The sequence below is a fragment of the Bradyrhizobium sp. NAS96.2 genome, from assembly GCF_001908235.1.
Lineage (GTDB): Bacteria > Pseudomonadota > Alphaproteobacteria > Rhizobiales > Xanthobacteraceae > Bradyrhizobium.
In genome coordinates this window covers 1-24973 of sequence record NZ_LGHK01000115.1, presented here as the reverse complement: position 1 = coordinate 24973, position 24973 = coordinate 1, and the positions used below count along the sequence as shown (strand labels likewise).

General features: G+C 57.5%; 23 protein-coding genes and 1 pseudogene. 8 read left to right on the top strand and 16 right to left on the bottom strand.

Annotation, left to right across the window (positions count from 1 at the left end):
* From AC628_RS24205 to AC628_RS24180, 6 genes and pseudogenes are all read right to left on the bottom strand, one after another.
* Positions 1-488, bottom strand: a 488-nt coding sequence (locus AC628_RS24205) for a hypothetical protein (protein ID WP_210190253.1), incomplete at its 3' end; no start/stop codon positions are given.
* Positions 481-1488: a nucleoid-associated protein gene (locus AC628_RS24200; RefSeq protein ID WP_074129231.1), complete on the bottom strand. Its 1008-nt coding sequence runs from the start codon at positions 1486-1488 to the stop codon at positions 481-483. The genes AC628_RS24205 and AC628_RS24200, both read right to left, overlap by 8 nt.
* A gap of 1285 nt (positions 1489-2773) precedes the next feature.
* Entirely contained in the window at positions 2774-3226 is a 453-nt protein-coding gene (locus AC628_RS24195) for a universal stress protein (protein WP_074129221.1), read from the bottom strand.
* 29 nt (positions 3227-3255) lie between these two features.
* A complete protein-coding gene (locus AC628_RS24190; RefSeq protein ID WP_083633114.1) occupies positions 3256-3426 on the bottom strand; it encodes a universal stress protein in 171 nt (56 codons plus the stop codon).
* Positions 3415-3626: pseudogene (locus tag AC628_RS46185) on the bottom strand (transposase); the annotation flags it as partial. The gene AC628_RS24190 and the pseudogene AC628_RS46185, both read right to left, overlap by 12 nt.
* A 79-nt stretch (positions 3627-3705) precedes the next feature.
* Positions 3706-3906, bottom strand: coding sequence for a hypothetical protein (locus AC628_RS24180; RefSeq protein ID WP_050420550.1), 201 nt, complete (start codon positions 3904-3906; stop codon positions 3706-3708).
* Positions 3907-4504: 598 nt separating this feature from the next.
* Here AC628_RS24180 and AC628_RS24175 point away from each other — a divergent pair.
* Together AC628_RS24175 and AC628_RS24170 are read left to right on the top strand one after the other, a co-directional pair.
* Entirely contained in the window at positions 4505-5005 is a 501-nt protein-coding gene (locus AC628_RS24175) for a DUF1269 domain-containing protein (protein WP_050420644.1), read from the top strand.
* Positions 5006-5735: 730 nt separating this feature from the next.
* A complete protein-coding gene (locus AC628_RS24170) occupies positions 5736-8480 on the top strand; it encodes an HAD-IC family P-type ATPase (protein WP_074129219.1) in 2745 nt (914 codons plus the stop codon).
* Between the two features lie 45 nt (positions 8481-8525).
* Here the strand turns inward: AC628_RS24170 and AC628_RS24165 are convergent, their stop codons facing one another.
* The 5 genes from AC628_RS24165 to AC628_RS24150 all read right to left on the bottom strand — a co-directional run bounded on the left by AC628_RS24165 (position 8526) and on the right by AC628_RS24150 (position 12864).
* Positions 8526-10232 (bottom strand): Na/Pi cotransporter family protein, encoded by a 1707-nt coding sequence (locus AC628_RS24165; protein WP_074129217.1) that lies wholly within the window; start codon positions 10230-10232, stop codon positions 8526-8528.
* Positions 10233-10404: 172 nt separating this feature from the next.
* Positions 10405-11307 (bottom strand): polyphosphate kinase 2 family protein, encoded by a 903-nt coding sequence (locus AC628_RS24160; RefSeq protein ID WP_074129215.1) that lies wholly within the window; start codon positions 11305-11307, stop codon positions 10405-10407.
* Positions 11308-11644: 337 nt separating this feature from the next.
* The gene (locus AC628_RS24155; RefSeq protein WP_245321292.1) at positions 11645-12103 is read right to left on the bottom strand and encodes a hypothetical protein; all 459 of its coding nucleotides are present in this window, start codon (positions 12101-12103) and stop codon (positions 11645-11647) included.
* A gap of 116 nt (positions 12104-12219) precedes the next feature.
* A complete protein-coding gene (locus tag AC628_RS44195) occupies positions 12220-12390 on the bottom strand; it encodes a hypothetical protein (protein WP_168193436.1) in 171 nt (56 codons plus the stop codon).
* A 264-nt stretch (positions 12391-12654) separates the two neighbouring features.
* Positions 12655-12864, bottom strand: a complete 210-nt coding sequence (locus AC628_RS24150) for a hypothetical protein (RefSeq protein ID WP_245321291.1) — start codon at positions 12862-12864, stop codon at positions 12655-12657.
* 1396 nt (positions 12865-14260) lie between these two features.
* Here AC628_RS24150 and AC628_RS24145 point away from each other — a divergent pair.
* A complete protein-coding gene (locus AC628_RS24145; RefSeq protein ID WP_074129214.1) occupies positions 14261-14737 on the top strand; it encodes a MarR family winged helix-turn-helix transcriptional regulator in 477 nt (158 codons plus the stop codon).
* A gap of 866 nt (positions 14738-15603) precedes the next feature.
* Here AC628_RS24145 and AC628_RS24140 read toward each other — a convergent pair.
* Together AC628_RS24140 and AC628_RS43115 are read right to left on the bottom strand one after the other, a co-directional pair.
* On the bottom strand, positions 15604-15789 hold the full coding sequence (locus AC628_RS24140; protein WP_083633112.1) for a hypothetical protein: 186 nt from the start codon (positions 15787-15789) through the stop codon (positions 15604-15606).
* A 1260-nt stretch (positions 15790-17049) separates the two neighbouring features.
* On the bottom strand, positions 17050-17472 hold the full coding sequence (locus AC628_RS43115; protein ID WP_143201768.1) for a hypothetical protein: 423 nt from the start codon (positions 17470-17472) through the stop codon (positions 17050-17052).
* Between the two features lie 619 nt (positions 17473-18091).
* Here AC628_RS43115 and AC628_RS44190 point away from each other — a divergent pair.
* Both AC628_RS44190 and AC628_RS24135 read left to right on the top strand, forming a co-directional pair.
* Positions 18092-18235: a hypothetical protein gene (locus AC628_RS44190; RefSeq protein WP_168193439.1), complete on the top strand. Its 144-nt coding sequence runs from the start codon at positions 18092-18094 to the stop codon at positions 18233-18235.
* A gap of 144 nt (positions 18236-18379) precedes the next feature.
* On the top strand, positions 18380-18607 hold the full coding sequence (locus tag AC628_RS24135; protein WP_349510131.1) for a hypothetical protein: 228 nt from the start codon (positions 18380-18382) through the stop codon (positions 18605-18607).
* A gap of 265 nt (positions 18608-18872) precedes the next feature.
* Here the strand turns inward: AC628_RS24135 and AC628_RS24130 are convergent, their stop codons facing one another.
* Positions 18873-19229, bottom strand: a complete 357-nt coding sequence (locus AC628_RS24130; protein WP_074129228.1) for a hypothetical protein — start codon at positions 19227-19229, stop codon at positions 18873-18875.
* Between the two features lie 1033 nt (positions 19230-20262).
* Between AC628_RS24130 and AC628_RS24125 the strand changes: the two genes are divergently transcribed.
* Genes AC628_RS24125 through AC628_RS24115 form a run of 3 tightly spaced genes read left to right on the top strand, consistent with a single transcriptional unit; the run spans position 20263 to position 23321 of the window.
* Positions 20263-21723, top strand: coding sequence for an amidophosphoribosyltransferase (locus AC628_RS24125; RefSeq protein WP_083633117.1), 1461 nt, complete (start codon positions 20263-20265; stop codon positions 21721-21723).
* A gap of 8 nt (positions 21724-21731) precedes the next feature.
* Positions 21732-22412 (top strand): HAD family hydrolase, encoded by a 681-nt coding sequence (locus tag AC628_RS24120; RefSeq protein ID WP_074129225.1) that lies wholly within the window; start codon positions 21732-21734, stop codon positions 22410-22412.
* 3 nt (positions 22413-22415) lie between these two features.
* Positions 22416-23321, top strand: a complete 906-nt coding sequence (locus AC628_RS24115; RefSeq protein WP_074129210.1) for an NAD(P)-dependent oxidoreductase — start codon at positions 22416-22418, stop codon at positions 23319-23321.
* A 90-nt stretch (positions 23322-23411) separates the two neighbouring features.
* Here AC628_RS24115 and AC628_RS24110 read toward each other — a convergent pair whose 3' ends face one another.
* On the bottom strand, positions 23412-24443 hold the full coding sequence (locus tag AC628_RS24110) for an ABC transporter permease (RefSeq protein WP_168193437.1): 1032 nt from the start codon (positions 24441-24443) through the stop codon (positions 23412-23414).
* On the bottom strand, positions 24424-24973 hold a 550-nt coding region (locus AC628_RS24105; protein WP_210190252.1), incomplete at its 5' end, for an ATP-binding cassette domain-containing protein. The genes AC628_RS24105 and AC628_RS24110, both read right to left, overlap by 20 nt.

The window sequence follows — 24973 nt, the reverse complement described above, 5'->3', positions numbered from 1 at the left end:
GCTGCACTATAGCGAATGGGAACCTCAACCTTGCCGTCCTTGAAGAAGAACAGCTTTTGTTCTTCCCGATCGAGGAATGTTGCTGCATCAGCCAGCAACTTTATGAGGGAAACGACTGCACGATACGATTTGAGCTGCGGTGTGGACGTATCGCGGTCGCTCAGACGGCCGTCGATGACATAAAACCGCACTGGGAAGTCTAAGAATCCCTTCGGGGCCGATAACAGGCCATCAAGATTCTGAGCAAGGATGCCGATGGATAGTTTTGGCGCACCCACGTGCACGGCGATTTTGTCGCCGATGCTTGCTCCGCTGATATTGTTTGTCGGGTAGAAATTCAAGTCACCGGAAGTCGACTCGTCTGCGTCGATCGACAGAATCGTATTTAGAATTTCGGCATTAGCGATCGTAAGCACGCCCTCCCGGTCTCCCGCGAATTCAACGTGGTCGTAGCACCGCAGCAGGTCTTGCCAACTCAAGTCAGCCATTAAGCTGTGCTTTCAGCTCTTCCGCCAATTCCATAGGAATATCACTCAACGTTAAAGAATTTGACTTCTCATTGTATCGTACCTTCCCCAGCGTAATGGCCTCACGCTCGAACTCGACAGACCAGAACGAAGTTTTTGCCTTGAACCGTACCAAGATCGCCAACGCGCGCCTGTCTGGGATGAAGCCGTCGTTGATCTTGCGTGCGTCGTCAGTGAGAACGCTCAGCAGCAAGTCAGGTTCGCTCGGGAACAACTCATTCGAGAACGCGGTAAGATGAAGTTGCTCCCGCTTCTTCGCTGATACGTCGCAGATTGCCTTCGCTTTCGCTAGGAACTCGTCTCGGTCGGCGCCCACCATGCTTTGCGAATCGGCAAAATGCTTCAATGCAGCAACAAGCGAGTTGGTATCTTCTCGGTCTTGTACGGTGGTGTCGCAGCCTAAAAACTCTTTGAAGTACTCGGCAACGTCTCCCTTACCTTTGAGAAATCCAACATAGCGCTCTTCTTTGTTTGCCCATGCCGTGAGATTGATGCGGCCAGCAAAACGAAAGCCATCAAGGTCCAGCGTCGTGACGTCGCTAACATCGTAGTCGTGCGTGATGGCCGCTCCGAGACGGTCGTTTACGATGGCGATCATGACAAACTGCTTGCCGTCATCTTCGAAATGCACAAAGAAGACATGACCGCCCGTTGCGCCGGTTTTGCGTCGAGCTTGCGTGACCAGCGTAGTCATTAGCGAGGTCGTCAATGTCTCGAAGTCCTTTGACCCTCCATCGATGTAAATTCGCAAGAATCCCTGTGTCGGAAAATTGACGTCATCGGCGGAAAACTTGCCGTGGGATTTGGACGCGCGTCGCGCATACAGATGATGAAGTTCGTCGACCACACGAGTAAGGGTCGACCCATGCTTCAAATCGTTCTTGCCGACGACGAACTCAAAGTCATCTTCTCCCTTGCGACGCAAATCATGAATGGCAACGTGAAAAATCTTACTTGGCATTATGTGGTCCCCCAGATTGCGACAGTCATAGCGTTCAAGGGCGGGGTTGGTCACGTCCAAAGCACAATGCAAAGTTGCGCCTGTCGTCGGGGTTGACATGAGAACAAAATAGGAACATATAGTGTGAGGGTCAAGGCGGAAGGGGCGGTCCAGCGTAGTACAGGCCGCCCCCACCATGGTTACAGTTTCCTAGCCGATCTTGCTTTCAGCACCTCTCGCACGACCGTGGCAGGCAGCGACGCCTCCAGCTGCGCGAGCTGGGACGAGACACGTGCAAGCCCTGCGGAATCGGCGCCCTTCGCATCAATGCTGATTTGGATGGGGACGGTAGTATTGCCGCTCCCGCCACTGAGTGCGGCTATCGTCTGTTTGTTCGGGGTTATCGTGCGTGAAGACTGCACGCGGTACGGTCGAGTCCAGTTCGAGAGTGCTCTTTCTAAAGAGCAGAGCATCGGCGAGTTGGCTTGGCGTTCCCTTTGACGGAGGGACAAAGGAGTCCAGTCCGCGAGCGATGAATTCGCCAAGGCGCTGACCGTTCTCGTCCCTGAGTTCGTAGTATCGCAGCGCAATGGCTGCATAATGTTTGGCCGGGCCACCAACGGCTAGCGGCAGAAGCCAAAATGCGACGTGCCGGGAGTCGAGCTGTTCAACGGCTTTGCCACGCGACGGGTCCACCAGCAAATTAATGGTGGTGGCTGGCTTGCTTGTATCGGTTCGTAGCAGAACTGACTCGGTTTCTCACGAACTGACTCTGCGACGGCCCGCTGGAAGTCAGAACTGCCCGCCCATAAAGATCTGGTTCCAGGTTTCGGTCATTTCCGGGGCGAGAAAGGATGGGTTGCCGGTACGGGACGAGCCGACCCACCATATAGAGCGCCACGATCCGATAAGCCGCAAAGATCGATCTGTTGCTTCGAGGTTGCGCGTTGTGTTATTCGCTTTCATGTCCCGATACTCCGCTACTCACATGGTTCGGACACGGACGCGCGAACATCCAGAAGCAACTCGGCGTTCGCACAATTCGACTAGCTGAGTAGGAAGCATCGTCATTCCTGACGACGACATGTGTGCATCTGCTGCAGAAAGCACCGGCCTTTGGATTGCCTTTCGTCACATTACATTCACGGTGGTTAGGATCGCAACGGTCGTCGCCGAATGGTCGCTTTGCGCCTGAGAACTGCGGATGGGTCGAGTCGCAGTTGACCCAAGGCGGGACGTCGGGATTGCTGGCGAAGTCCAGGCTAGGAGCTGGTCTTACCACTTGCCTCCTGCACTATCATGTCTGCTACCGCACTACCAACACCGGCACGCTTCCGTCCGCTAGGACCTCCGATGTTTGACTCCCCAACAAAAGCTTCCTGAGGCCGCGACGCCCGTGAGAGGCCATGACGATTAAGTCGCAGCCTCTGGACTTTGCCGTTTCGATAATCGCAGTGGCTGGGTGCGCGTTCGGAACATGCAAGAGTTCTGCAGAAATCCCGATCTGCTCCGCCATAGCTCGAGCTTCATCGAGCAGTCTGCCAGCACGTTCCTTGCAGCCTGCGTCAAAGCGATCAACCTCTTCCTGCGTGGGAAGCCACCCCGAGGCGTGTCCGCTCCCATAGTCGATCGGTAGCGGTTCCGTTACGGTGATGACTGTCACTTTGGCGTTCAGGGCCTTTGCTAAAGCAATCCCATGCTTAACGCCTTTTCTCGCAACGTCCGATCCATCCGAGCTCAAGAGAATATTGGCGTACATTCGGGGCCTCCCTTGCTAGTAGACCACATTCACTGACAAACCAGTACGGGGATTTTCGCGAGCGTCAGCACCTTGTTTGTCACGCTGCCGATTAGAAACTTGGAAAGTCCGCTGCGCCCGAGCGATGACATGACAACGAGATCGCAGCCTTTGTCCTCGGCTGCTGCGATGATGGCTTGGTGGCCCGTGCGCCACCCCATACTCCGCTTGCTGCGCCCCACCTGTCGGAATGAAAACAGCGGCGGCAGGTCGCGTTAGTGGGCTCCGGTGCGGACAATCCAAAGCACGCCTTCCACGAATAGACGATTGTCGCGTCCCGTCGAACCCCGTTGGTCGGGACGGCCGATGATCAGGCCCGATATCCGGATCCACGGCTCATCGCTCAAAACGGTCGATCCATGACGCCCAAGACTGCCTCCCAAAAAAGCCATCTTGAATCATGCTTTCACTGACTTGAGAATCCCAACAGTCCACGCGACCTAGAGCTGATTACTTTGGTTGCGCGCGACAATCTTGAGCACAAGAAGGAAAACGCCGCCAAGCAAAGAAAGAGCTCCGAGCGAGGCAACCGTCCAAAAGTCCTCGTGCAGGCCGATCACGATCAACACGATGCCGAGTAGAAGAAGAAGGACGGCCGCAGATTTCTTGACTAAGAGATTTTCCCCTACATAGCTTGCCATGTTGAATCCTCTCGTTTGATCTCAAACCATTTCAACCTTACCGAGATGGCGCACCAGTCTTGCCAAGACCGTTTTCATAAATCTTGGGATCGAACACCCATTTGGCTTCGCCCGTGGCCTCGTCGATCGCCGCAACCCGCGATAGCGAGGTGTAGAGCACCCCAGCGGCGTCGACTCATTGACGGAAAACTGGAGCCCTCTGCCGGATCGGCTTCATGTATGGCCCGATCGGGAGACCTCCAACGCCACGCGATGTAAGTCCTTGGCATGGTGCCGTCGATCTGCGTGAGCAGCGAATAGCGCGCCGCGGCATCGGGTACCACCATAAGCCGGCCATGAGTCTTTCGCCAGCGCCGCCCCGCCTTGGCCCCGTGGCGCCATTCTGCGGCGAGGCAAGTTTGCGGAGCTCCTTTCATTCGAAGGCACATACGACAGCTACGCTTACTCAATTGCATCCGGACCTCAGCACATCTCGTAATTGTGAAAGCACGGGGCTGATTGGCCGATAAGAGAGTCTAACGTCTGTGTTAAATTTTGCGGATGCGTGGATCTCGCGGTTGATCAGGGGCAGCATGCCGGCTCGTTACAGGAGAATTCAATGTCAGATCTTGTCGCGATCGTGTACCCATCCGAAGCTAAGGCAGAGGAAGTTCGGCAGAAAATACTCAATCTGCAGAGGGAATATCTTATCACGATCAATGATGCCGTGATCGCAGTCAAAACAGGGGACTCTGTAAAACTCAATCAACTTGTGAACACTACGATGACGGGCGCCGCAAGCGGAAGCTTTTGGGGACTGCTGTTTGGGTTGGTGTTCTTGAATCCCCTTATTGGCCTGGCTCTTGGTGCCGGAGCAGGCGCATTGAGCGGCGCGCTGACCGATTTCGGTATCAGAGATCAGTTCATGAAGGATCTCGCATCTAACGTGAAATCGGGAGACGCCGTTCTGTTCCTGCTGATCCAGAGTATGACTGCAGACAAGGTTCTCAGTCAGATCAAGGATGCGGGAGGTACCGTTCTGAAGACCTCGCTCGATGAACAGAAAGAGCAGCATCTGCGCGACACGCTCGCAAGCGCAGCTCAGCCAAAGGCTGCCTGAGGGTTGAGCTAAACCATCGTTGAGAACCGCCGCACGCTGCGCTGTCGCGGCAGCCGCCTGATTGTTCTCGCAGCTGATTCACGCTCGGGGTTTCCAGACCGCGTTGGTGTGGGTCCTTAAGCGGGATCGCGTGCAAGAAGGTCGGCTGCAGCACTCGGGTCTGCGGCCATCTGCCGGTTCTCTCCTGGGCGGTGAATACCGAGGAGGAAATCATGCGAAAATCGATTCTATGGGCGCTCGCTCTTGCGGCTGCTGCGGCGGTAGTGACTACGACTGGCGGTCGCTCGCAGGCCGGTTTTATCGGAGGACCGCTGGGCCTGCATGGCGCGGGCGACGAGCATCGGCTTACGGAAACTGTCCAATTCCGGTGGAGAGGCCACCGTTACTGTTGGTACAATCGCGGATGGCGCGGCCCCGGCTGGTATCGATGCGGCTTCAATTGGCGGCGCGGCTCCGGCTGGGGCGGTCCGGCCGGATGGCACGGATGGCGGCATTCAGGCCGCCCGGTGGCTCGTCCGCCGGCGCCGGGCCGGCCGGGAATCCAGCGTCCGCGACCGCTTCCTGAGAGGGTGCCAGGTCAGCCGGGAGCCCGGCCACTCCCCGGCAGGACATGACGTGATGGACACGCCCTCTAGGGCGCCGATGCCATGCATGATTGGATATCACGATTGCTTCGAGCCCTTTCGTCAGGACAGGCGAGCAACAGGGGCTGATTTCGTGGAGCAAAAGCATGGGTGCAGCAGCGAACACGGCCAACGAAGAGTGGCCTTGGCACGCGATACCTCAACATGAGGTCGTGAAGCGACTTGCTACCAGTTGCGAGAAGGGCCTCGATCCGGATGAGGCCTCGATCCGGCTTCAGAAATACGGGCCAAACCGTTTGCCGGAAGGCAGGAAACGGGGCCCGCTTACGAGGTTTCTCACGCAGTTCAACAACATCCTCGTCTACGTACTGCTTGCCGCAGGGTTCACCAAGTTAATGCTGAACCTGTGGGTTGACGCGGCAATCATCTTTGGCGTGGTCGTTCTTAACGCGCTGCTCGGGTTCATTCAGGAAGGCAAGGCCGAGAGGGCACTGGATTCCATCCGCAACATGCTGTCCGCCGAAGCTCGGACGATGCGCGGCGGGGAGACCCGCATGATTCCAGCCGAGCAACTTGTTCCGGGGGACGTTGTGCTCCTGGAATCGGGCGACAAGATTCCTGCAGATCTGCGGCTCATCGAGGCGAAGAACTTGCGGACCGAAGAGGCGGCCCTCACTGGCGAGTCCGTGCCCGCGGAAAAGAGCGTCGATGTGGCGCCTGCGAACGCGACGGTCGGCGATCGCGAAAACATGGTATTTTCCGGCACCATGGTCGTGTCCGGTCGCGCGACCGGGTTGGTCGTCGCGACCGGCAGTGAGACAGAACTCGGCCGTATCAACCAGTTGCTCGCCGACGTCAGCCCGCTCGAAACCCCGCTGCTACGACAGATCAAGAAATTTGCCTACGCCATCACCGCGGCCATCGGGGTGATCAGCGTCCTGATCTTCGCCTACGGCAGATGGGTAAAGGCCATGGACTTTGTGGAGCTCTTCCAGGCCGTCGTGGGCATCGCCGTATCGCTCATCCCGGAAGGACTGCCTGCGCTTATCACGATCACTTTGGCCATCGGCGTACAACGCATGGCCCAGCGTAACGCTATTATCCGGCGGTTACCCGCGGTCGAAACGCTCGGCTCGGTGTCGCGGATTTGTTCGGACAAGACGGGTACGTTGACGCTCATGGAGATGATGGTGGTGTCCGCCGTCACGGCCGAGTCGGCGTATCAGGTCACCGGCGACGGCTATTCGCCCGAGGGCGAAATCAAAAAGGACGGACAGCCCGCGGGCAAGGACGCCGTGCTTACGCTCATGGGGCGGGTGTCCCTGCTCTGTAACGATGCGGAGCTATTCCAGAAGGAAGGCATCTGGAAGGTGGAGGGCGATCCAACTGAAGGCGCGCTCTATCCGTTCGCGGCCAAGCTCGGTATGGATCGGCAAGCCGAGCAGGCCGCATCTCCGCGTATCGACGCCATTCCATTCGAATCCGAGCACAAGTTCATGGCGACTCTCCACCAGGCTGCGAGCGGCGAGCAAGCCTTGCTTGTCAAAGGCGCCCCGGAAGTCATCCTTGAGCACTGCAACCGTCAGCGGACCGCCGACGGACGGCCGGAACCACTCGACCGCGAGCACTTCCTGAAACAATCAGACCGGCTTGCGGCCCAAGGCGAACGTGTTCTAGCGCTCGCGTGGCTCGAGAACCCGAATGTGACAGCTGGCGGCCTCACCGCGGCCGACCTGCCAAGGACGCTCGTCTTGCTCGGCCTGATTGGCCTGCTGGATCCACCCCGCAAAGAGGCTATCGAAGCCGTGAAGGAATGCCACAGCGGCGGCATCCGGGTCACCATGATCACCGGAGATCACAAGATCACGGCCGCGGCCATCGCCAAGATGCTTGGGCTTGGCGATGGGACGACGGCGATCACGGGCACCGAGATCGAGGATATGGACACCGCCACGCTGCAGGAACGTGTCCGCGCCGTTGACGTCTTCGCGCGAGCCAGCCCCGAACACAAGCTGCGCCTGGTGAGAGCGATCCAAGCGAATAATCAAATCGTGGCCATGACAGGCGATGGGGTGAACGACGCACCGTCTCTCAAGAAGGCTGACATCGGCGTTGCGATGGGTATCAAGGGTACCGAGGTCACGAAGGAAGCCGCAGCGATGATCCTGGCCGACGACAACTTCGCCTCGATCTCGGCGGCGGTGAAGGAAGGGCGCACAGTCTACAACAACGTCGAGAAGGCCATGCTATTCCTGTTGCCGACCAACGTCGCGCAGGCGCTGGTCATTGCGGTCGCAATCCTTGTCGGGTTCACCATGCCGATCACGGCCCCGCAAGTGCTGTGGGTCAACATGGTGACCTCGGTTGCGCTGGGCCTGGTCATCTCCTTCGAACCGCACGAGATCGATGTGATGCGCCGGCCGCCGCGCGCGGTGGACCGCCCGATCGTGACTGGCTTCGGGATTTGGCGGATCATCTTTGTCGGCTTGGCGCTCCTTGCCTACACCTTGCTGGCGTTCTTCTGGATGAAGGCGCAAGGCGCATCGGACGGGCTTGCCCGGACGGTGGCCGTCAATGCCATCACGATCGGCCAGGTCTTCTATCTGCTGAACAGCCGTTACCTGGTCGACTCGTCGCTGTCTTTCAAGGCGCATATCGGCAACGCCTACCTGCCGCTCGGCATCATTGCCGTCGTGATCCTACAACTCATCTTCACGTACCTACCGCCGGTCAAGGCGATGTTCGGCAATGAAGCCGTCCCGCTTTGGGTGTGGCCATGGCTTCTTGCGGGCGGCCTGCTGTTCTTCCTTGTCGTGGAGGCAGAGAAGTTTATCATTCGCTCGTCACGCTCGCTGCGGAAGGTCGTAGTCGTAGCGGAATCCGGCATGTGAACGGCTCGTTTTCGCAAGATTGCGCGTGTTTCGAGCTCTTGCGCGCTATGCGCCGCGACCGACAAGATGCGCCGCGGAGCGCCAGGCGTGGTGCGCAAGTGCCTCAAGGCGCCGGACAGCATCGACGCGAGCGATTGCGTCGTCCGCGGTCAACGCTCCGCTCGCCACCGAGCCAAGCGTCGCACTGCGATGGTCCTTCCGCAGTTCGCCGAGTGCTTTCGCGCAGCGTTCCAGTAGGGCGAGGGATTGCTCGGTCGACGCTCCGGTTGCCAGGCGTTCTTTCTCCGACTCGATCGGCTCCTTCGACCCGCTTCCGGACGCGATTGGGAAAGTGTGACCAGTAGAGGCCGGCAGGGCGGCGACTTCAGCGGCGAGCGAGGCTGCGCCAACCATTGCCTCCGCGCACATTTCCGCGACACGAATATCTTCAGGCCCGCCGGTCGGGGTATCGAATTCGCTCCCCTCGCCTACGGTTTCGGTCAGGCGAGACGCGTGGTCGAGCGCGTGCAGTGTGCTGGTGAGCCGTCCCTGCTCGTCCTCCGATTCGGGCGGGCCACTTGCCTCCGACATGAATTGTTGAGCCTGGCGCAACGCCTCGGCGGCCTCGGCCGCTGGCACGACGTCCTTTTTGGGACGGAGGGATGCGCCCGGATTCGTCGCACCCAAGGCCGTCGCGAGTGATCCGCACATCGTCCCAAGTGCGCGCGCAACCGTCCGCCGTACGGCTTCCTCGGCCGCAATCGGTGTCGCCAGCGCTGCCGGGTCAAGGCACCGCGTCAGCGGCGAACCGCGTTCGGGCAGAATGCGCTCGACGAACCGCGTGAACCCGTTGATCACCGGCAGCAGCACGAGGACGCCAACGACGTTGTACATGGTGTGGTAGCCAGCAAGTAGCGTCACGCCATCGATCGTGTTAGAGGCGCGGACCAGCAGAGGAATGGTGACGGGGAAGAGCGCCAACGCGATCAAGGCCGCGATCAGCTTGAACAAGATGTACGCGAGGGCCAATCGTTTGGCGGTGCTGCTCGCACCGATTGCTGCCATGGCGGAACTGGTCGCCGTGCCGATATTCTGCCCAATGATCAGCGCGCAAGCCTGGTCCAGTCCGACGGCGCCCGCATAGTATGCGGACAGCGTGACCGCGATAGCCGCCGTCGATGATTGCATTACAGCAGTCATCACCAGTCCGACAGTGACCAGCGCCAGCAGGCCGTAAAAGCCCGACCACCATGTGGTGCCGAGAACAGCCGGCAAATCGGCCGGGTGCAACTGTTCGGCCAGCCCCCCCATGCCCTGCTGCAGAGTTGTCAGTCCAAAAAGCAAAAGCGCAAACCCGGCAAGCGCTGCCCCCGCTGCGGAAATACGTCCAGGGCCCAGCAATTTGATCAGCGCACCAACGAAGATCATCGGCAACGCCGCGGCCGTGAGCGAGACGCGCACCCCGATGAGAGCAACCAGCCAGCCGGTTCCTGTTGTGCCGACATTGGCGCCGAATACGAGGGCCAACCCTTGCGGAAATGTCAGCACACCTGCACTCACGAGACCGATGGTGGTCATTGTGGTTGCGCTAGAGGATTGCACGATCAGCGTGACGACGGCGCCCCAGAAAGCACCAGACAGCGAGGTCGCCGCGGCCTTGCTCAGCACCGTCCGCAATCCCGATCCGGCGAGTCGCTTGAGGCCGGCGGTCATAACGCTCATGCCAAGCAGAAACAGGCCCACACCACCAAGGACCGAAATCGTCGTCGACATGCGGTCCCTCCAGGGGACATCGACAATTGGGCCGTCTAATATAACGCAGCTGCAACGTATGGCCAGCCAAAGCTAGATCGTCGCGGATCGGCGGATGCAGTCGATTTCTTCGGTCGCGGCTGCCCTGGCGTAGCGCTGATGGTGCTGGCTATCGAGCGTCGAGCCACGGAAGTTAAGCTTCACGTGCAAGTTCCGCACGAGCCGCCGCCAGCTCCTTCTTCTGCTCCGGGCTCACCTTCGGATATGCAAGGTCGAGCTTCTCCACTGCCTCCACGACTGCCGCGGCGACTACAAGACGCGTGAACCACTTGTTGTCGGCCGGCACCACATACCACGGCGCTTGCTCCGATGCAGTGGCCGCGATCGCTGCCTCGAACGAGCTCATATAGTCGCGCCAGTACCTGCGCTCGTGCACGTCCGATGCAGAGAACTTCCAGTTCTTCTCCGGGTTGTCGAGGCGCTTCATGAAGCGCTTCTTCTGCTCTTCGCGCGACACATGCAGGAAGAACTTGAGGATGACTATGCCCTGCCGGCTGAGGTAATCCTCGAAGTGCGCGATGTACGTCAGCCGTTCGTCCCATATCTGCCTGCCCATGAACGACCGCGGCAGCCTCTGCCGCTTCAAGATGTCCTCGTGAACGCGCACGACGAGGACTTCCTCGTAATAGGAGCGATTGAAGATTCCGATCCGCCCACGCTCTGGCAGACGCGTGACGTAGCGCCACATGAAGTCATGGGCGAGATCCTCCCGCGAGGGGTGCTTGAACGAAAAGACCTGGCAGCCCTGCGGATTTACTCCCGACATGACGTGTTTGATCGTGCTGTCTTTGCCAGCCGCATCCATGGCCTGGAACACGAGCAGCAGCGACCAACAGTCTTGGGCATAAAGCATGTCCTGTTCTTCTGCGAGCCACTGAGTGCCACGTTGAAGAAGGTCGGCAGCTTCGCCCTTTTCCATCTTCAGACCGCACGTGTCGCCAGGGTCGAAGTCCTTCAGCTGAAAGCCCCTGCCGCTCGTAATTCGGAACGGGTGGATGTACTTCTGGATCTGGTCGAGAATCTCTTTCCTCGGCATGGAGTGAACTCCCTTTTTAAGACAGAGACAATCTCAGGCAGTCTGCTCAACGGCCCGGCCTTAGCCTGCTACCAACAGCCTTGATGGGCCGTGTCTTATCGTATCATGGCGACAGGGCTCCGTGCGCCGCAGCCTGATGGCCGCGGCCCAAGTCACTCCCGGCGACCGCAGTGCAGCGTGTAGACCTCGGCTTCGCAATGCTCGCGATCGGATCAGAATGGAACAAGAGGATGCTCATCTCTTCGCTCTTGTTTGCCAAGGCACTGCGGCACGCGGCGCCGTTGCTCGCGTCCGATCTTGGCCTGACAACGGAAGCGATCCCTGCCGCTTCTCGCAGCTATGTCTGCTGGACTAGCGAATGCAACGCCTTAACCGCGGCCTCTCGGCTCGCCGCCGGGACAAACAGACTGACCGAATGCGGCGACAGCACGTACTTGTCCGGGACAATCCCGTGATGTTCGAGAACCTGCAATGCCCTGAACGACAATTCCGACGAAACTCCACCGAAGCAGGTGAGACTCACCGAGCTTGACGCCTCGCGCTGCTTGCGCAGATCCTTGCTTCGCTCCAGCGTGCGCAATAGCGCGTCGAGCCACTCCGAATCACAGGCCACGGTCATGCTGGTTTTTCCCGCGGCGAGGAGCTGCAGCCAGGGCAGGCTGTTTTGCGTGAGATGCTGCGCGAATTTCTCGAAACCGTGATTTGGATCCCTGGAATCGATTTCCACATGTTCTATGCGAGCCATCGAGTTGACGGCCGGAACCTTTCCGTTTTCCATGCCTGCAATCTCTTTCATCACTTGCGTGCTGTTGTTCGACGCCACCCCACTGCTTGAGAACCAGAGGCACATCCTGACTTTGCGCAAACTCTACGCTGCGAAAATGCAGGAACTTTGCGCCCCAGAAGCACATTTCAGACAGCGATACGAAGTCCACTCGCCACAGGGGCCTTGCATTGGGCACGATCGACTCTACGACTTGCATCGGACGGATTGCCACTCAGCTCGACCAAAAGTGCATCGACAAAGCGACCGACGGCTTCTGCATCTGCAGCGGACACTCTCCTCGTGATGATCTCGGCCATCTTTGGATCCTACGTTGGGCGGACAAGTGCGCCTTGCTATCACCTTCCCAGAAAGAACTCCCAATCATCCTAGCGACAGGCTCGACGAAGACCGTTAGCGAGAATACAAGTTTGGACCGTCGCTCTCAATCGAGAGGTGATTTCAGCCAGATGAGTGTCGCCAGTTCGAAACGCATGGTCCCGGACCTCGACTAATCTGTTGCTCGGCATCTAAGCGGCCCGCCGTCGGCGGCTCCCTCGAGGCAAAAATCAGGCACAAGGCAATCAAGTCGCACGGATTGATGTCTCCCGCCTTGGTCTGCAGAGTTCGCTCGTTGCTGCCGGCTCGCGTGTCCTGCCATAGCGCGCAGCGCCGCAAAGCTGGTCCGCTTCGGCCTCCAGCACGGCATTCAGCGTTTCTTCGATCGTCCCGCGCACCATCTCGGCCCGGTGATCCCGAATCTGCGCTTCATCAATCTGGATCACCTGACCCATGGCATTCCCATCATTCAGCCTTGCTCCTTCATTCTAGAAGAAGCGTCAATCCTGAAAGTGCGAAAGAATCTGTTCGTGATCCGACGCGGGCCTTTGGCTAGCGAGGTGAACGACGTCTCATTCAACAATTCATCCCGCAGCCGGCCGTTGATGGGAAGACGGCCCCCCTCTCTCGGCGCCCGTCATATGATGCCAGATGTGCTGGCTGCAGAGGAGTTGTTCAAGATGAACGTCGCAACTATTGGGTTGGACACCGCGAAGTTCGCTTTTCACCTCCATGCGGTTGATGACGAAGGTCGCGTCTGAAATGGCCCGCGGAGCGGCACCGCTTGAACCGGTTTGTTCGTTGGACACTGACCGCTTCTGATCTCTTTCTAATCACGCTGCCAAAGACCCTGTCTGCTGCTGTTGCTGTGGCACGTGGTCAACGCGTCAGCTTGTCCATCATGTCCATAGCGTTCGCGGCCTCAGACTACACAAACGGCGCTCGGCGAGTGTTTCGGGCAAACGGCCGCGACATCATGAAGAGCCGTTTCGGCGGGCCTTCGGCCAGTGTCTGTCTTCGATCATCGGCGATGGCTCGAGACTTGCGCCAGGCAGCCCGCGGAACCGCGGTGCCTCGTCTGCCATATCACACAATCAAGGAGTCAGCCGGCATTCCCGGATGGCATTGAGCAAGTCGCTTATTCGCGAGCATCGGCATCACCCCACTTCTCGGCTCATCCTTTAGGCGCCCTTTCAATCGGAGAAACATAGAGCGACATAGTGCGTTGCGCGCGAGGCGTGCGCCAACTCAGCAGTCTCGTGCGGCATCACGCGACTTCCCGTTCACTGGCGTTCTCCACCGGATAACCCCGCAGCTCCGTGGCTGGGCGCCTTTACGTCACGCTCGAAACCCTGCCGAACCGAGGCAGTTGCCTGGTGAAGCGGCCCCGATGCTCGCGGCGAGTTTGCTGAATCGAGAAGTCTGCCACACGAGGATGCCGCACTGGCGCTCGAGGGTATAGCGGCCAAGGACGGCAAGTTGATTCTGGATGGCCTTTGTAATCTCGTTCTCCACGACAGGCGACCAGGAGCCTCCCTCAGCCTAGGCGCACTCCTCGCTGACGACGATTCCTGCGCCTCGATCGGACGATAATGTAGGTCTCGTCGATGTGTGTCCAATGGCCGCCGCGAAGCCAATGCTGCTCGGAATGTCACGCATCTCTGCGCATGCGGGCCTAGAATTCCGTCGCTGCATCCCCGGGGCGCCCCGTTCGTTCGAATCGTACCAAGTATTCGGCCGCTTTCCTCAGATGAGATTGTCCACATTCTTGATTCGCGCTAAGGGGAAGCAAACCAAGGATGGAAACCCTGACACGCGATGCCGCCAGATTTGTCTAGTCCAGCAAGCGCGATGGGTACAAATTTGGCGGACGGGCAGGAGATGGTCTGCCGTTTCACGTGGGAGATCAGATCCATCAATGCGCGTTTGGAGGAGCTTCGCCAGTTTCGGGCCAATATGCTTGGCGTTACTGGGCCACAATGGACCATCTTGACGGCTTTGGCGGATTTGGAAGGCGAAGACGGAATTCCGGTCAATGTGGTGTCAAAGTTGATGCACGTAGACGCTTCATTCGTGACGACCCAATCAAAGCTGCTGGAGAAAAAGGGATTGCTTCGACGCAGATCCTCCAAACGCGATGCTCGGGTCGTACAATTGTCGCTAACGGACAAGACTTGCAAGCTTCTCATGAGCGTCTCTACAAAGCTGGAAGCACTGGACGAGTTCGTTTTTGCCGAGTTCGGCATTCCGGAATCCCTCGAGCTAGTTAGCAAGCTAGCTGCAGTCAGGCATCGCCTGGAGAGCGCTTGCTTGAAAGCCGCTCTCTAATTCTGAGAATCAATGCATGGCCCTCGGAAATGACGTTGGACTGCGGCAATGTCTGATCTGCCAACCTTCGAAGTTTTATTGAAGCAGCGTGGGCGAAGGTGGTTGTGGTCGGTATGCGCAACCGATGGCACCGTGGTTATGACGGGCTCAGGAAACAGCCGATCTGCCGCCAGCTATGGAGCCAACAGGGCGCTGTTTCTGTTGCTGCTGAGCGCGCCATATCGCTCGGGACTTTCGACTGGAACAAGTCTGAGCTAATCCGCAGGCTCGTTTCTAGGCGCTCGCTTTCTACCGAGCTCTAAAGTTATCACGATCAGCGGCGAACGACCCGCTTGAAAGTCGTTCCCGTCTGGAGGACCGCGGGATGGTCAGCGTTCGGCACTTGTCAGAAGGCCACCGCGCCCAGCACGTGGCTCAGCACGTCCACCGGGCCCCTTCGAACAGGCGAAGCAGATCGGCTCGTTGTAAGATGAAGCCGACGCCGAATCTGCACCGACATTCCCCTAACACGACCTGTTCACGTAGAAGGCCTTCGTCGATAGAGGATGTCGACGCGTTGCGACGCTTCGGGCCAAGAACGTGTACAGCGGATTCGGCATACGCACTGTTAGGCGACCGACGAGCCAGACGATTTCTAGGCCGCGACGAAAGGGACGGCACGATAACCGCCCCATAACGCTCCGTATCCAAGCGGATCAGGGGCAAGCGGGACGAAGCCTGACATCACTATGCCTAAACAAACGGTGCGCAGGACCTGGCAGAATGGAGTCGGCGACCATCTCACCGGCAATGGCAAAGCTGAAAGAGCGATCAAGGGCGGCCTGTCAGCCGCCCTACTCTGCGAGTTTTGGTACCGCTTTAGTAAGCTATCGCTGATGACCGAGGCCGATCCCGAGATGTAAGGCCTTCTGACGCAGCGCACCGATCGTGCGTTTGGTCACCTTTGATATTTTTATGACTGGAGTCCGGGCCTTCGAATGGGCCTTGAGCTCCTTGATATCTTCTTTGGTCCACTCGCGCCGCTTGATGCGTTTCTTTGTTACTTTCTTCACCCTGAATGCTCCTTGTGAGAGGGCGGCTTGTAACACAGTTTTTTCGGAGCGACGACCTTAAAAGTGCCACTGACAGGAACTCGTACAGACTTACAAGATGACGTGCTTGGGTAAGTGACTGACACGGCCTCGCTATAAGTTCTCGAATGTAATAATCGAGCATACTATCGACAATCATACGTGATTAAGGCGAGGCTTGCCGCTGAGGAGGCCGCACATGTTTCTAGACTTTGCAGACGATTGGATTGCAAACGTATATCAGATAACCAATGCGACTTTGTTTGACATTTTTTCCGTATGGCGGACTAACCACGTCCACCATTCAAAAAGCTGGCGATATGCGACACATCACTGCCATCGCTGCTCGCATTTGAGCAACGATTGGGAAGAGAACACTCGCGACAACGTAGATCGGGCGAAACCGTAAGCGAGAAGCTGCAGTAACAGTATCGACAACAGTCTGCTCAACGGTCTACGATGGAGCGGATCGCTGCGATTACGAGTAGAGGTTACGCGCTTCTTGACCGAGCCATTGCACCGCGAATTAGCAAGCGCCCCGTTGAGCGATGTCAATCGCGCTCAGCGATGCGACGTGTGATGCTCGCCGATGCCAGGTGACTTGCCTCACGCGCCGAACATTCAGCTCGTTATTAGCCAGCTACTCCTTTGGACGGCGAGATATTTCTGTGTCCCCTGCGAGCGCACGATCTGACTTGCGGTGACCGATAACGAGCGGAATTGTGTCGGCTTTTCCTTCGACATGGCGACGTGTTGCTCGATGCCGCGACTCTGTCACAGCGCGACGCTACTGCCAACTTGAACGAGCTGAACTGTTGACGGCCGTAACGGCTTGCTACCATCAATGACAGGCCGATCATTCGTCTTAGGTCCGCGTCACCGCGGCGGCGCCCAACCGGGACGTTCGCGTTGGCGCTCGCCGGCGAAGCGCGTTGACGATCGGACCGCGGTCGCACGGTTTCATTTTGACTGTTTGGATCGAAATGGCCGTGTCCGGGCTCGTCGGCGGCGACGGCACGCCACGGCCGAGCCACCGAGATCGTCATAATGGCCGCTCTTCAATGACCATAGAATGCCGGTAGTCCGATAAGCTGGCCGAGCGGGTCGATCGAGGCGAATTTGCCCCAAGCGAGCTCGCAATTCGGTCGGCTGATCTACGTCATAGAGGGCGATCCACCATGCGGTTGAGGATCACGGAAGCCGCGGGTCGCGCTGTGGCCAGCGACGGGTGAATGAGTGGCATCAATCCAGGAAGCGCTGTGCGTGGCTGGCGGCTTCGCGATTGAGCGCACGCAGCGTTTGTTCATTCGGACACCATTTTGGAGGGCCTGCATGGTTCTCTTGATTGAGCTCAGCGGCACAGCGGCGTTTGGCCTGACATAGGCCGCACACGCGCTGCAGATCGTGTAATACGTCGCCATGATGCGCAGCGAACGCTTGCTCTGGAAGCCCTGCAAGTGCGAGCCGCTTACTCAAAAGCTCGGGTACGCCAGGACGTTGCGCCAATGTTCGAAACTCGGCCGTGGAGAGTCTGAGCTCACGCGCGATTGCGTCGATATCCTGATGGCTCAAATAAGCCAGCTCGGACTGTCGAGACAGAATAGTCCGTAACCGGCTGATCAGATTTCCGAAGAAACTACCGCCTTGTTCGGGTCGAGTAACCATGTTTCACGTCCATCTCGCCACCCTTAGCTCATAGAGACACGTCGGCTTTTGACGTGCATCAAATAGGACCGGCGCTGCGACGAGCCTGAAGGCCACGGCTTCAGCGCCAAGACAGGTTGCTAGGGGCAGCCCCCGACGACAATCCGAGAAAGCCAGCCGCTCACGAGCCGCGCGACGATACAACGCAACAAGTCGTTCCGGACGCGCGTCGGCCTTTTTGACCAGCATCAATACGTCGGTTGCGGCCTGCCGATAGAGATCACCTTCCCAGTCAAGGTCAGTACATGGCAGACAGGAAAACTTGGCGCCCCATCATCTTTTCGTGCCCAAATACGGGCGATCGGGTCCAGGGCCTTCTGCCGGACGAAAGCCCCGAGCTTGGAACCGACGTCCTGCACCCTGTAACCTGCGCAGCCTGCGGCGGAGCCCACTTCATCAACCTGCGGACCGGCGCCATGATCGGGGAGCGCCGCTAGGCCCAATTGGCGTGCGGGCGTCCCCTTTCTGGAACTCGCTTCGGTAATGCGAAGCTCTGGAACGCGCCAGTGGAGGCATATCAGTCAACCAACAGGCGCCTCACGAGCGTTAAGCAGACTCCAACCAACGGAGGATGTGCAACATGACAGCGATGGCGGGCGCGCCGGGCGCAAGCTTCATTCAGGGCGGCGTCGAAGATGCCAACCGACACGGACTTGGGCTGGTCGGGATCGATCCTGCTGAAGTTTGGCAGTATTCCGCAGCCATGATCTGGGCTGCCCACTAATTCCCGCCCCCGCATGGCAATAGCGTCACGGCGGGGGCAACCGGCAGACCACTTGCGCGATCGAGACCGCGGGCAGATTGGACGCAGAACTGCTCGCGCGGCAGACTGGGGAGCTCGTCGGGCCTGTTCAGAAGGATGCGTAACTTGTCAATCTGCAACTATGAACGGCATTCCGGTGCTAACGATCGGATTACCTGGGAACGGATCGAGACCGCCCCCTTTGATCGCGACCTGGAAATTGCCGTGATCGAGGGCAGCACCATTCACCGGCTGGTCTTCCCCTGCCGCCGCATAATCGGCGGCTGGATCGGGGCGAAGACCGGAGAACGCGTGACTGTACGGCCCACCCATTGGCGCACCTGGCCCAGATAGTACCGGCTGTCCTGTATTGTGTTGCCGTCGATACTGTTCGGTACTACCAAGCGAGAAACGTCTATCACGACAACGACAAATGCACTGAGGGGCAACAACATCGAACGGCAACATCTCGCCTCCGGCGCTGGCGGGCGACCGCGTTGCGAACACAGCAGCCGCCTAGCTTAACTTACCGGAAGCCGTGGTGTGCGGAAATTACCTGCCCTCGCTGTGGTCAGAGGACATGCTCAGTCCCGTCGCGTTGCACGGTCCTGTTCCTCATTCAATCGAGGTGGAAGCGCTTTCGTCCCAGCGCAACGATTTCGCGCTCCGTAGGGTGATCGCTGGATTCGACGTGCACCGTGAGCGTTGACCTGGTCGTTTTCAGAAATTGCATGAGCTCGGTTTTCTCGCTGCCTGGCCCGATGATGAGCAGATCGGTGCAGTTACCCAGGGCTTCACTGACCCTGACGAGGAATGTCAAGTCTCCGCTCGCATTCGCTTTGTGATGAGGGGATGACGAATGCGCGCGTACGGCCGAGGCGCTCACGCCAGTCAGCCCTACCGAGAAGATTTTGGCAACGCGGTGGTCGATCCAAATAACGGCGTGCGCTTGCGTTCGAACTGTCCTCTCGGTCATAAATAGCCGCTGCCTTTCCTTCCCGTCTCCTCTATCAGCCATAGTGTCATGACCCAAGCAATTCACTGCGGCCGATGAAGCCAAGGAGACTGCGGTACCAAACGCGTTCGGGATCTTTGTAGACGCTTATCTGCGCCACAACTTCAGCAAGTGATGTATAAGAGGAGCTTATGAGAGCAGTCGACGCGTGTGTGCATGCATTCACGCTCAGGCTGTTCTGGTCAGGTTTCCACAGCCGCTTCAACCGGTTTCCATGTTCAGTTGCTTCTGATGATGGAAATCACTCTCCGAAACCTTATCGACCAGTCGCCATGATCGTCGATCACTAGCGAGCCCGGCTGATCGGCCTCCAGCAACGCTAGGCGGGTTTGGAACGCTCCCGCATTCGGCTAGATCGTGGCGAACGAGCGCCACACTTGAGCAGCGCGGCATGATCCCCGTGCTCTCGCCCGCTATCACTGCGACACTCATCATACAGCTGCCTCTCCATTTGAAATTAGACCATTGCGCCAATCGCGCCGCGCCCGGATTGATCTCGCTCAAAAATAGAATCAACAATGACGTATTGCATTCCGCAGGCCGGCCCATGCTCCAGATAGCCAGGGGTCTTTTACATTTGGGACCAGCAATGTTAGCCGCGGGCCCACTCTCGGCGGTTGGCCAGCTTCGTACTAACGTGTCGCGCTTTAGACAACATGTCGAGAAGCGGACGGTGCGAGATCATCGTATACGAAGTGGTTAAGGTCTTTGAATTCCGTCGCCCTAGCAGCACGAGCGAAGTCGCCAAGGACTGGTATGGCGCTTGCTTAGAGAGAGCGGCGTTCGCGTCTCCTCACCATGGCGGCTAAATGCGTTCGCCGGTGATCGACCGAGACATCGGTCGTGCGACAGGGGAATGATCTGCATGTCCGGGGTTGCTGCTGCCTTACAATCCTCCTCAAGCAATTCGCGGGCGACGGTTTATGATCGGCTCAAGCACATGGTTCCGAGACTTGCACTGCGTGGGCAGGCAGGGGTCTGCGTTGCAGCCTTCATGCGCAAGGAAGGCGTTCGATATGCGAAGGTGCTCCAGCCATCATGCGATTCAGCGCGCATTGAGCACGATGAAAAGGATCCAACTTTTAGGCCCCATGTTGCAATCGCCCATATTCGTAGCCGACGCCGCGAACCTAGCGACCGCGGAATCCTTCAGCCGATTCACATTAATGCGGGTACCAGCCGCCATTTGACAATTTCTTTTGATGGCGCTTTGGTCAACGCTCGTGAACTCAGGGGCGAATTGCTTGCCCAGGGTCATAGGTTGGATGGCGACAGAGATTCCGAACTGTTGCTCAAGTGGATTGAGCGGTCCTGTGAAAGAGACTATTGGCGGTACGGCCTACCCGTCAATTACGAGACTGTCTTTCGCGACATTGATGATCGAATTGACGGCGCCATTAGCGCGCTTCTCCTGGACGGAGAAGGCAACTTAGTTGCATACCGCAATCGATGCGGGTTGCGACCTTTGGAAACTATGCAGGCAGATGACGGGTTCTTGCTCTTTGCTTCGGAAAACGGTGCGTTCGCAGGACTACAGGGCAAGACAAAGCAACTATTGCCGGGCCACATCAAGTATGTAGATGGAACAACTGGAAGTTGCGTTGACCGTTCTGTGAGCCGCGGGCGATACAATGCCAAACTTTGCGCCTATGAGACGCTTTATTTAGGAAATCCGGACACATCGATCGAAGGCCAATCATATTTCGAAACCCGTTACAACATAGGGGTCGCCCTTGGTCGCCTTGTTGCACAACGGTTGCAAGAGGAGCCAGGCTCCGCACCCACGATCGTTTCCTCCATGCCCCATACCGGGGGCCCTTACGCCGACGGTCTGTTTGCATCCCTCCGTGATTACGGCCTGCTTTCCCAGCGTCGGGAAGTCGTCGCAACGCAATTTCCTCAGCGAACTCTCATTGGTGCGCCCAGCGAACGAAAGTCTCGCATTTCTCAGAAGTACCATGTGTCGGGTACTAACCTTGGCGATACCACGATTGTAATCGTCGACGAGGCTCTCATTCGCGGCGATACCAGCCGAACTGTCACAAACATGCTGCTTGCCGCTGGGGCGAAAGCTGTACATTGGGCGATCGGTTCGCCACCTGTTGTCGCGCCGAACTACTATGGTATCGGTATAGACACACTAGATGAGTTGGCATTCTGGCAGATCTGGAAACGATTGCCACCCGAACAGCGCACGCAAAGCCTTCGCTTTCACAACATCAAGCCCAACACTCTCAAGATCATCGAAAGTAATATTGCTGCATCCATCAACGCAGCCACAATCACGTATCTGCCGTTTTCACTTCTAGTGTCGTCGCTTCCCTGCCGGCAAGACGGCTTCGATCTATCACCATTTACGTTCGAGATGCCGACCCCTGCGGGGCAGAAACGCGCAAACCAAAACTTGCGCGAATTTCTAGCCGCCCTTCCTTATTCCGAATCAATCCCTGCTTGAGGTCGATCATGAAGCCCGTCCTCGTCTTTGATTGGAACGGAACGCTGCTCGATGATTCGTACGCACTGCTGCAAACGACCAATGACATACTAACTCACTTTGGCCATGCGACGATCGACATGAACACCTTTCGGGAACATTGCGACGTTCCACTATCTGTTCTCTATCGAAGTCTCGGAATGTCGGAAGACGAAGTTACGGCGCTTGATCGCGATGGAAGCGCACTCTTTCACGACATCTACGAACCACTTGCGGACAAATCCGATCTGCGCGAGGGCGCACGCAGGGTCTTGGAGCTAGCGCGCCGAGAAGCGGCTTCGTCGATTATCGTTAGTAACCATATAGTTGACCCGCTGCGATCGCAATTGAGGAGACTTGGAATCAATGACTACATCAACGATGTGCTCGCCTTTGAAAACCGCGCGACTCAATACAAGTCGATGAGCAAGGGAGAGCGGCTTCGTCTATACATGAAGAACTACGACTTGAAGCCGGCTTCGACCTTCATCATCGGCGACATGCCGGTTGAAACAGATATTGCGCGCAATCTCGGACTCATAAGCATATCCATCACCGGAGGATTTGTTTCCGAGGCGCGCTTACGAGCGGCAAATCCGGACTACACGATCAACAACCATCATGAACTGTTGCCGATCTTGCAAAGGCATGGCTATTTTCGGAATGCATAAGTCATGATTGCCGAACAACGGCCACTCAACGTCGCCCCGAACGCTGCGAAGCACAGAGTAGGCCTTATCGGACTCGGGCGCATGGGAACGGGAATGGGTATCAGCCTGTTGCGTCACCATGTCGAGCTGCATATCAAGGCCAACAAAGATCGTTTCGGTGCGGATCGGTTGACTGGCGCGGGGGCCTATGAACATCCTTCGATCACCGAGTTGGCGCGGCATGTAAGCGCGGTCGTGCTATCCCTGCCTTCAAGCCGTGAGGTAGAAGCAGTATGCCTTGGGCAAGACGGGTTGTTCATCCATATGCGCCGAGGAGGTTTGGTAATTGACTGCACGACCTCTTATCCTGCTTCGACGGTCGCACTGGCTGAGCAGGCCCACAAATACGGCTTAAGCTTTGTAGATGCGCCAGTAACACGGAGCCCGGAACAAGCGGAATTCGGTCTCCTCAACGCGATCGTTGGATCGAATGAAACGCTCTTTCCGGTGGTTGAAGGCATTCTTGCTGCATTTTGTGAGACCGTCATTCATGTCGGAGATGTCGGACAAGGTCACAAGATGAAGCTTGTGTACAACGCCATGACCATGGGCATAGCGGCGGTCGCTGCGGAGGTCTGCCAGTTTGCGCATGGTCTTGACATCGATCTCGTGATGCTCCGGTCCTTGGTCGGTCGTGGGTCTACTAATAGCGGAATATTCCAAGGATTCGCGGCATTCTTGTTGGGCGAGAAGCCCGATATTCTGGCAATCTCGATTGCGAATTCCGCAAAGGACATCGACTCCGCTGTGCGCCTGGCAGGCGAGAACGACGTTTCGGTGCCGGTTTTGGCTGCTGCCGCGCACAAGTTGAATGTCTCAGTTGACGCCGGCCAAGGCGAACTGACGCTACCTCATTTGTGCTGTCCATAGATTCTTAGCTATAGCGATCCAGACAATCACGACCCGCGCAGCCGGCCCCCCACTAAGGAGCTGGCGATGCTGCCGCACGAGTTTTCCCTTCTACTTGATGAAAGCCAGCCGTGATCGATCGAGGGTTACCGTAACAGATAAGATTACAATGAGCCCGGTCACCATGATTTGGATGTATGTATGTACTCCTGCGATGTTCAGGCCATTTTGAAGTACGGCAATCACCAGCACGCCAATCAGAGTTCGATGCACGCCCCCTGAACCACCTGAAAGCGCGGTTCCGCCCATTACAACGGCGGCAATGGCTTGGAGCAGCAGATCATCCCCCATGCGGGCAGTCCCGGTTGATGTTCGTGCGACAAGAAGTAAGCCCGCAGTTCCACAAAGCATCCCGCATACCACAAACGCGATAGCTTTGGTGCGAAGGACATCAATGCCGGAAAGTCGAGCAGCTACCCCTCCGGCGCCGATCGCAAACAATGATCTCCCGAAGTGGCTTCTCGCGCCGATGAAGGACGCTGCAGCAAAAATCAGGAGCGCCAAGACTCCCGAGTTTGGAATCCGCCCGATGATTGAACCAGACGCAAACCATGTGAGATCAGGGCTCCGAAAGAACACGTTTACTCCACCACTAATCCAGGTCGAAATCCCACCAAGGATGGTCATTGTACCGAGTGTGGCCACAAAGGACGGCAACCGTAGACGGAGGACGAGCACTGCGTTCACCAGGCCACAGATAGCACCGATGGCTGCTGCTACAAAAGCTATTCCGGTTGCACCGAAGTCAAAGTCCCGGATTAGAACCGCTGATGAAACTGCTACAAGGGTCACGATGGCTCCCACGGAAAGGTCAAGCGCACCCATGAGAATCACAAAAGTGATGCCCGTTGAGACAATCAGCAGGATTGACGATTGCCGCATCAGATTGAAGAGATTCACCCAACTCAAAAAGCGCGGGTTGATAAGGGCAAACACAATGACCATAGCCATCAGCAGCAACAGCGGTCCGGCTGCATTTATGATCGGGCGGTAACGGGCATGGAACTGTTCTGCAATCCGCGCTCTGGCCTTCAGACCTGATCTCGGCTTGGCGATTTGGGGCTCATACCATGTGTTGAACAAGTTCCTGCTCCGTTGGCTTGTTATCAGCAGGCGCGTTGCACTCGAATTGGATTTGTCCATCTCGCATGATGAGAATACGGTTCGACATTCCGATAAGTTCGGGCAGATCGTCTGTTACGAGCAGAACAGATAATCCGCGTTCCACCAAGTCCCTCAGCAGACCGTAAATCTCTTGCTTCGCACCGACATCGACGCCGCGTGTCGGATTGTCGAGTACGAGCACTTGGACCCCCCGCGCGAGCCATTTGGCTATCACGACTTTCTGTTGATTACCCCCGGAAAGAAATTGGCAGAGCTGGGTTGGCCCGTTGCATCGGACGCGTAGCCCATTGATGTACTTTTCGGACAGAGCCCGTTCTCTGGAGCGGGAAATGACGCCTGCTGGTCGCGACACGAGCGGAAGCGAGGCCAATGAGATATTTGCTTGAACTGACAAATAAGGCACGATGCCTTCAGTCTTGCGTTCCTTGGGAACGAATCCAACCCCGCGCATGATTGCAGCCTTTCCGCGTCCGCGTAGAGGCAGGATC